We start from the raw sequence: 1,811 nt of genomic DNA on the forward strand, positions 1-1,811 counted from the left end.
TGCAGGATCGGCTTTCGCGTTTCCCGCTTCCGGGGCGGCTGTTCTTAGCTTACCGAATCCGCCCTGTCTGTCAATTTGGGCTTCTCCGGTTCGCCGTTCGGATTCCGCTCGCGCGGTTTCTTTCCGGCGTTGTCGCCATTTCATCAGATCCGGCCTGATTGGTCAAAATCAGGCCCTTCTGATTCCACCCCCGATCGAAGGCGCGACAAAGTCACTCCGGTTTGATCGTGGATGGTCGCCCAGCGGGTCGGCCGCCGTCCAGCGGCGTCCTGCTCCCCTGCGGGGCGAAGTGAAGGTTATGCCCCTGGGGAGGGAACGTCAAACCGGCGGGCGCGGATTTTCGTGAGAAGTCGTCGACCTGGCCCCGCGCTGACCCTCCGTCATGCCTTCTACCTCGGGTTATGCACCCACCGGCCGCTTAGGTCACAAGTTGCTCACATAGGACGTACGTCGCCTATCACCCGAACGGCGATGATCCGTGCAGAACGGTCATGCCTTGGCCGCGTACCCGCCGACGAAGAGGATGCCCTCGGCGAAGACCCACATCGCGGCGGCCATGGTCAGCAGAGCGTCGAGCCTTTGCGGGCGACGCCGTACCCCCGGCAACGCCCAGGAGATCAGCACCACCGCCGCGGCCACGATGGCGGGTGCCAGCGACAGTGTGATGACGAACTCGACATCGGAGGCGCAGATCGGGTCGCGTTGGATGCCCTCCCCGCAGAACGCGGCCTCGCCCCAGCCGCCGGCCGTCGAGAAGCCCCACAGGACCGCCAGCAGGCAGTTCGCGATCGTCGGCAGGGCCGGTGACACCCACCAGCCGTTCTGACGTCCGGAGATGACCTGCACGACCGGACGGTACCTCGCTCCGGCGGTGTCGGGAAGCCCGACGAGCGGCACCGTTCGCGTGGCGTCGCCGATGCGTTGCACGAGCGCGTGTCAGCCGGGTCCTCCCGTGATGGTCAGGTCAGCTCCTTGGACTCGTGCAGGGTCAGGTCCATGGCGATCGCCGTGGTGACGACCATGGTGCGCAGCGGTTCCGGTACGGGGTCGTCGATCTCCACGGCGTACTTGTCCGCCGTGGTCAGCAGATGGGTGGCCACTCCGTTGAACTTCTTGCGGACATGCCCCACCCGGTTCCCGTCGGTGTCGCTGATGGCGAAGTTCTTGCGTGGCAGGTCCACCGCGATTTCACCCAGGGGCTTGTCGTCGCCGTCGCACAGCTTGTACCGCCGCCCGATCCTTTCGGTGCGGAACATGCCGACCACCTCGCCGCCGGGACGGATGACCGTGGTGAGCATCCGGCCTTCCTGCTTGTCCACCACCAGCAGTGGCGTCCCGTCCGGCGTGGTCAGCAGCACGGCACGGGAATGCAGGTCGGACTTCCCGGGGAAGAAGGACTTCAGCTTCTCGGCCCGCTTCTGCCTGTCGTTCTCGTCGGCGACCGCGAGAAGCGTGCCGTCGCCGTCCATGACCTTGTACCGCGATCGGGCGAACGGGCCCCGGCGAGGCTGCTCCACCCTGAGCACCGAAGCATTGAATGGATCGCTCATGTAGCCTCCTGGCCTCATGCGACGCGCGCTCACGGAGTACTCGCCCTGGCGCGGTGCGGCGCGCGTCCTCATGGCTCACGTTTGTGGTCAGCGGCGATCCTCCCAAGCCCCATGCGTGAACGAAAGTCCCTGAGGTCGCCTCGTTGGATAAGACATCGCAACCCGCGCCCCACCCACGGCGAACCGGCTGGTAGCGGCACTCCCCGATCAACCTGCTATCGGACCCCCTGCTTTGTCCGCGTACGCCTCGCCGCTGGTGCC

2 protein-coding genes are annotated in these 1,811 nt (G+C 66.0%); both read right to left on the reverse strand.

Translation table 11 applies throughout. The features are described 5' to 3' along the window. Positions 1-489 precede the first annotated feature (489 nt). On the reverse strand, positions 490-846 hold the full coding sequence (locus ACGWYJ_RS38770) for a hypothetical protein (protein WP_395111681.1): 357 nt from the start codon (positions 844-846) through the stop codon (positions 490-492). Between the two features lie 113 nt (positions 847-959). Further along, complete coding sequence (locus ACGWYJ_RS38775; protein ID WP_395111683.1) at positions 960-1,550, reverse strand: phospholipid scramblase-related protein; 591 nt, start codon at positions 1,548-1,550, stop codon at positions 960-962. Positions 1,551-1,811: the final 261 nt, after the last annotated feature.

It is taken from the genome of Actinomadura sp. SCN-SB, from assembly GCF_043906805.1.
Lineage (GTDB): Bacteria > Actinomycetota > Actinomycetes > Streptosporangiales > Streptosporangiaceae > Spirillospora.

Excerpts from the sequence above, each read along its gene's own strand:
- ACGWYJ_RS38775 (WP_395111683.1), bottom strand. The coding sequence starts at position 1,550 with ATGAGCGATCCATTCAATGCTTCGGTGCTCAGGGTGGAGCAGCCTCGC.